This window comes from Paraburkholderia elongata (assembly GCF_013177735.1).
GTDB classification, from domain to species: Bacteria; Pseudomonadota; Gammaproteobacteria; order Burkholderiales; family Burkholderiaceae; genus Paraburkholderia; species Paraburkholderia elongata.
The window spans coordinates 36,820-43,253 of sequence record NZ_WOEZ01000261.1 but is presented as its reverse complement, the minus strand read 5'-3'; the positions used below and the strand labels follow the sequence as shown (position 1 = coordinate 43,253).

The 6,434-nt window shown below is 63.2% G+C and carries 7 protein-coding genes; all 7 read right to left on the bottom strand.

The window, feature by feature from the left end:
* Nucleotides 1-238: 238 nt before the first annotated feature.
* A complete protein-coding gene (locus GNZ13_RS44135) occupies nt 239-1,024 on the bottom strand; it encodes a DODA-type extradiol aromatic ring-opening family dioxygenase (protein ID WP_172176890.1) in 786 nt (261 codons plus the stop codon).
* A gap of 113 nt (nt 1,025-1,137) precedes the next feature.
* Nucleotides 1,138-1,734 carry a UbiX family flavin prenyltransferase gene (locus tag GNZ13_RS44130; protein ID WP_172176888.1) on the bottom strand — a complete coding sequence of 199 codons (597 nt, stop codon included), beginning with the start codon at nt 1,732-1,734 and terminating at the stop codon, nt 1,138-1,140.
* 49 nt (nt 1,735-1,783) lie between these two features.
* Nucleotides 1,784-2,095 carry a Grx4 family monothiol glutaredoxin gene (grxD, locus tag GNZ13_RS44125; RefSeq protein WP_012434475.1) on the bottom strand — a complete coding sequence of 104 codons (312 nt, stop codon included), beginning with the start codon at nt 2,093-2,095 and terminating at the stop codon, nt 1,784-1,786.
* A gap of 114 nt (nt 2,096-2,209) precedes the next feature.
* Entirely contained in the window at nt 2,210-3,052 is an 843-nt protein-coding gene (prmC, locus tag GNZ13_RS44120) for a peptide chain release factor N(5)-glutamine methyltransferase (protein WP_172176886.1), read from the bottom strand.
* Nucleotides 3,053-3,058: 6 nt separating this feature from the next.
* Nucleotides 3,059-4,141, bottom strand: a complete 1,083-nt coding sequence (prfA, locus tag GNZ13_RS44115; protein WP_172176884.1) for a peptide chain release factor 1 — start codon at nt 4,139-4,141, stop codon at nt 3,059-3,061.
* A gap of 122 nt (nt 4,142-4,263) precedes the next feature.
* Nucleotides 4,264-5,550 (bottom strand): glutamyl-tRNA reductase, encoded by a 1,287-nt coding sequence (gene hemA / locus GNZ13_RS44110; RefSeq protein ID WP_172176882.1) that lies wholly within the window; start codon nt 5,548-5,550, stop codon nt 4,264-4,266.
* A 62-nt stretch (nt 5,551-5,612) separates the two neighbouring features.
* Nucleotides 5,613-6,323, bottom strand: a complete 711-nt coding sequence (locus GNZ13_RS44105; protein WP_172176880.1) for a response regulator transcription factor — start codon at nt 6,321-6,323, stop codon at nt 5,613-5,615.
* Nucleotides 6,324-6,434: the final 111 nt, after the last annotated feature.

Below are 6,434 nucleotides of genomic sequence, written 5' to 3'. Positions count from 1 at the left end.
GCCATGCGTCTCGGACAGGCATCGAATCCGGTCGACCCGCAGGAAATTCTGGACTTTTTTTAAACAAACACGCTGTTTTGTATAAAAAAGGACAGGGATTTGAGTCCCTGTCCTCGAATCAGCCCCGTCCAGCAAGGCCCCTAACAACACGCCAAGTGAGGGGCTGGGAGTTGCTCAGGCGGGCTTTTTTGTTTGCGGCGCTTCGAAGGCGCTTTAATGGCGCTGCATCGGCGCTGAATCAGGCGGTGCCGAACACGTAATTCGTCATGGCGAGCGAGCGCTGATAGGTTCCGAGCGACTGGATCGCCAGCGAATAATCGTCGTCTGCCGCGCCTAGTGCCGCGAATACGGGCAGCAGGTGCTCTTCGGTCGGATGCATCAGCACCGCGTGCGGCGCCTGGCGGCGGTAGTCGAGCAACGCGTCGATGTCGTGCGCGGCGAGCCTGGCCTCGAACCAGTCGGTGAATTCGGCCACGCGCGGATCGGCGTCTTCCGGGCGCGCGGAAAAATCCGCAGCGCGCAGGTTGTGCGTGATCTGGCCCGAGCCGATCACCATCACGCCGTCCTCTCTCAGCGAGCGCAGCGCGCGGCCCACACGGAAGTGATGGGCGGCGTCCATGTGCGGCTGGATCGACAACTGAGCGACCGGCACGTCGGCTTCCGGGAACATCAGCAGCATGGGTACCCACGCGCCGTGGTCGAGTCCATGCGACTGGGTGGTGGTGAGAATGCCGTGTTCGCCGAGCAGCACAGCGGCACGGCGCGCCACATCGGGCGCGCCCGGAGCCGGATATTGAATCTCATACAACTGACGCGGGAAGCCGTAGAAATCGTGGATGGTTTCCGGCGCTGTGGACGTGCTTGCCACCGGCTGCGCCGTGCCCCAGTGGGCCGACAGCATCAGCACGGTTTCCGGACTCGGCAATTGCGCCGACAGCGTGCCGAATTCAGCGGACGGCAGGGACGGGTCGATCGGCAGCGTAGGCGCGCCGTGGGAGAGGAAAAGCGACGGTAATCGATTCATGGCAGCAACGCCGCCGCGGGAACGCGGCGCGAAAGTGGGGTTGCTATCAATATAGGTCCGCACCGGCGTTTGATAAACGGGTGAAAACGGAATTGATTGTGTCGCAGGTGTTATTAATCCGTACCGCGCAATCCTTGCCACGCCGGCGACATGGCGGGTCCCAACGCGAATAAATCCAGTACCCGCGCCACCGTGTGATCGACCATCTCGTCGATCGAGGCCGGCTGGTTGTAGAAGGCGGGCAAGGGCGGGAAGATCACGCCGCCCATTTCGGTGACGGCCGTCATGTTGCGCAGGTGCGCGAGATTGAACGGCGTTTCGCGCACGAGAAGTACGAGCCGGCGGCGCTCTTTGAGTGTGACGTCGGCGGCACGGGTGATCAGATTGTCGGAAAAACCATGCGCGACGCTGGCCAGCGTCTTCATCGAGCAGGGGGCGACCACCATGCCGTCGGTGGCAAACGAGCCGGACGCGATGCTCGCGCCGACGTCGCGCACCGAATGGACGACATCCGCGAGCGGATGCACGTCTTCTTTGCTCAACTGGAGTTCGTGCTGGATATTGAGCCAGCCCGCGCTCGAAATCAGCAGATGGCTCTCGACGCCGCCGAGCCTGCGCAACGTCTCAAGCAACCGGATGCCGTAGATGGAGCCGGTCGCGCCGGTGATCGCGACGATCAGCCGGCGTGGCGCCGCAGCGCGTGTTTCCATGGCTCGCGGCGCCTTATCGGAGGACAACAAACGTTCGGACGGCGGACGTTCAGGCCGCGGCGAACAGTTGCTGCAGTTCGCCCGATTCGTACATTTCCATCATGATGTCCGAGCCGCCGACGAATTCGCCCTTCACGTAGAGCTGCGGAATGGTCGGCCAGTTCGAGAACTGCTTGATGCCCTGGCGGACTTCGTCGTCTTCGAGCACGTTGACGGTTTTGATTTCGCCGACGCCGCACGCCTTCAGAATCTGGATGGCGCGGCCGGAAAAGCCGCACATCGGGAACTGAGCGGTGCCCTTCATGAAGAGCACGACGTTGTTTTCGTCGACGATTTGCTTGATGCGTTGTTGCGTATCCATGACTGACCTTGCGGTTCCGTTATGTGTAGGGAATAGGCTGAAATGATAGCGGATTTCGGTACCGCTGGCCGAGGGCCGCTTTGCCACCTCGGCGATTAAGGCTATCCATCGAGGTCAGCCGGGCCACCGCCCGCCGCTGATTCGCTCGATGCCGGCAAGATCCTGCTCCGAGCGGACTTGTGCAAAACGTTGCGCCGTCAGCAGGCCACGCACGGCTTCTGCCTGATCGTACCCGTGCTCGATCCACAATACGCCGTTGGCGGCCAAACGTGTTGACGCGCCAGCGACGATCTTACGGATCGCGCTCAGCCCGTCGGCTTCGTCGGTGAGCGCGCCGCGCGGCTCGAAGCGCAGATCGCCTTCCGACAGATGCGGGTCGTCGCTCGCGATATACGGCGGATTGCTGACGATCACGTTAAAGCGCAACGCTGCGTCGAGCGAGCCGTACCAATCGCTTGGCTGCAATACTACGGCGCCGCCTGGACGTTTGGCATCCAGCAGGCATGCGGCGTTGCGTGTGGCCACCGCCAGCGCGTCGGCGGAACGGTCCAGCGCCCAAACCTGCGCGTCGGGCCGCATCGACGCAATCGCCACGGCAATCGCGCCGGTGCCGGTGCCCAGATCGAGCACGCGTGGCCGCGAGATGTCCTCCATCGCCGCCAACGCCGTTTCGACCAGCAATTCGGTTTCGGGACGTGGAATCAGCACGTCGGGCGTTACTTCGAAATCAAGCCCAAAAAATTCGCGTGCGCCGACCAGTTGCGCCACCGGCTCACCGGCGACACGCCGCGCTTCCAGGGCCCGGTATCGCTCAACGACCGTGCCGTCGAGCGCTTCATCGCTACGCGTAATCAATTGCGTATGCCGCCAGCCAAGCACGTGCGTGAGCAGAATCCGCGCTTCGAGCGGCGGCAGTGGCGAGGCGCGCAACAGCGCGGCGGGCGTGACCGGATCCATCCGCGCTTAGTCCGCGTCGCCCAGCGATGCCAGCAACTCGGCCTGATGCTCGCTGACCAAGGCCGCGATCAATTCGTCGAGATCGCCGTCCATGATTGCGTCGAGGCGATAGAGCGTCAGATTGATCCGGTGATCCGTCAGACGCCCTTGCGGGAAGTTGTAGGTGCGAATCCGCTCCGAGCGATCGCCCGAGCCGATCAGGCTCTTGCGCGTTGCGGCTTCCTTCGCCTGCTGCTCATGCGACTGCTTGTCCTTGATGCGCGCGGCCAACACCTTCAGCGCGCGATCCTTGTTCTTGTGCTGCGACCGGTCGTCCTGACATTCGACGACGATGCCCGTCGGCAAGTGCGTGACGCGCACGGCCGAGTCCGTCTTGTTGATGTGCTGCCCGCCCGCGCCGGACGCGCGGAACGTGTCGATGCGCAGATCGGCCGGATTGATCTCGACTTCGCCGATTTCGTCCGCTTCCGGCATCACCGCGACCGTGCACGCCGACGTGTGAATGCGGCCCTGCGTTTCGGTGGCCGGCACGCGTTGCACGCGATGGCCGCCGGACTCGAATTTGAGCTTGGAGTAGGCCGCTTCGCCGGCGATCCGCACGATCACTTCCTTGTAACCGCCGAGGTCCGATTCGCTCGCCGACATCATCTCTACTTGCCAGCGATTGCGCTCGGCAAAGCGCAGGTACATGCGCAGCAAATCGCCCGCGAACAGCGCCGATTCGTCGCCGCCCGTGCCGGCCCGGATTTCGAGGAAGATGTTGCGGTCGTCGTTCGGGTCTTTCGGCAGCAGCATTTTCTGCAATTCCGCGCCAATTTTTTCCATCCGCTCGCGCGACGTGCGAATTTCGTCTTCCGCGAAGTCGCGCATCGACGCGTCCGCCAGCAGTTCCTGCGCGGTTGCCGCGTCGTTCATCGCCTGGCGCCACAGCGCGTAATGCTCGACGACCGGTCCAAGCTCGGCGTGTTCACGCGTGAGTTTGCGGTATTGGTCGAGATTCGAGGTGATGTCCTCGCGGCTCAACAGGTCGTTCAGTTCGGCCAGCCGGGTGGTGAGCTGGTCGAGCTTGCGTTGCATGCTCGTTTTCATCGGACGGGTTTCGGAGCGGACTCCGGCAAGGACGACGACTAGGGGAGTGGGCAGATGCCCTGGTCAGAAGCATGTCGCGGGCCACTCAGGATGGCGCGGACGGTGCGGCAGTGGCTGCGCCGCTAACGCTCCGTAGAACCGGAGTGTTTGTAGAAACCGCTCATCAACTCGATGAGCGTGTCACGGTTCTCGCTGCTCGCGCGATTGAGCGCGTGCGTGGGGCCGTGGATCAGTTTGTTGGTGAGCGATTGCGACAGCGCTTCGAGCACCGCTGCCGGGTCGTCGCCGCGTGCGAGCATTTTCTGCGCGCGTTCGACTTCGGCGCGACGGAGCACGTCGGCCTGCGTATGCATGTGGCGGATCACCGGCACGATGCTGCGCGCGTCGAGCCATTGCATGAAATTCTGCACACGCGTTTCGATGATCGCTTCAGCCTGGGCGACCGCGGCTTGCCGCGAAGCATTGCCTTCGCGCACGATCGCGCCGAGATCGTCGACGGTGTACAGGAACACATCTTCGAGCTGGCCGACTTCGGGTTCGATATCACGCGGCACAGCCAGATCGACCATGAAAATTGGCCGGTGACGGCGCGCTTTCACGGCCCGCTCGACCGCGCCCAGACCGATGATCGGCAGGGTGGAAGCGGTACACGAAACGATGATGTCGAACTCGTGCATGCGCGTGGGCAGTTCCGAGAGCGGAATGGCCCGGCCGTTGAAGCGTTCGGCGAGGCGGGTGCCGCGCTCGGCGGTGCGATTGGCGACGACGAGCTCACGTGGCTGCTGCGCTGCGAAGTGCGTAGCGCACAACTCGATCATTTCGCCCGCGCCGATGAACAGCACGCGCTGGTTCGAGACCTTGTCGAAAATCCGCTGCGCGAGCCGCACGGCGGCGGCCGCCATGGAAACCGACTGCGCGCCGATTTCGGTCGTGCTGCGCACTTCCTTCGCAACGGCGAAGGTGCGCTGGAACAACTGGTTCAGGTACGTGCCGAGCGCGCCGGCTTCAGACGCCGTGCGTACTGCATCCTTCATTTGTCCGACGATTTGCGTCTCGCCCAGCACCATCGAATCCAGCCCCGACGCGACGCGGAATGCGTGGCGCACGGCTTCCGACTGCGGCAGCGCGTAGACATGCGGCGCGAGTTCGTCGACGGGCAGGTTGTGGTACTTCGAGAACCACTGGATCGCGGCTTCACGCGCGGCCTGGTCGTCGGTCACGCAGTAGAGTTCGGTGCGGTTGCAAGTGGACAGAATCGCCGCTTCCGGCGCCGTGCGGGCGGTGCGGCTGAGCCAGACGCTCTTGAAGGTGTCCAGTGCAGGCTTGATCTGTTCGAGCGGAAACGCCACGCGTTCGCGCAAGGCGACAGGCGCAGTGTGGTGATTGATTCCGATCGTTAGAAGCTGCATATGGGGAGCTATGGTTTAGCCCAATATTATAGCGTTTTCACGATTCTTTCATTCTGCGCGCGTCATCCGGCCTCTACAACGGCGTCCGGGGGGATTGCGTCGAGTTGGTAGCCGTAGCCGTAGAGCGGTGTGAGGCAATACCCGAGCTCCGGGCGCAGCTGCAATTTGGTCCAAACTCGCGACGCGTGGGTGTCGACGGTCCGTGACTTTACGTCGCGGCGGCGCGTCCAAACGGTTTCGAGGATATGCGCGCGCGACACCGGCCGTGACAGGTTGGTAAATAGGAGCAGCGCAAAGCGGAATTCCTTCGGCGTCAGGGCGACGGTCTGATTACGGAATGTGACGGCCAATTGCGCCGCGTCGAACGCATAGCCGCCGATCGTGTCGCGTCGCCGGTTGAGCGGCCGCCGCAAGCCCGCGCGGCGCAGTAGCGCGTCTACCCGGGCCAGCATTTCCGGGCCACGGACCGGTTTGATCAGACAGTCGTCGGCGCCGGCGTGCAGCGCGGCAACGATCTGACTCTCGCGTGGCGCCGACAGCAGCACGATCACCGGCAAGCCAGGCAGGATGGAGCGGGCGTGCGGGATCAAGTCTTCGGCGGAATGGTCGCCGGCCCAGCCTTCAGTAATGAGAAGATCGAAGAATTCGTCGGCAGCGCGATCCAGGAACGGTGCGCTCGCGGTGAAGTGCTGACACGCATGGCCACCGGCAAAGATCAGCCGGCCGACCAGGGTGGCGTGCCGAAGGTCCGGCTCGATAAGGGCGATTCGCATGGCACGCTTTCAGCTTGGCAATTACCAAGGACTAGGTTTCTCCGTAAGGCTTACAACTTGCCTAACACCACCCCGACCCCTAAACTCAACCGCTATGCGGAAAGCGCCGTG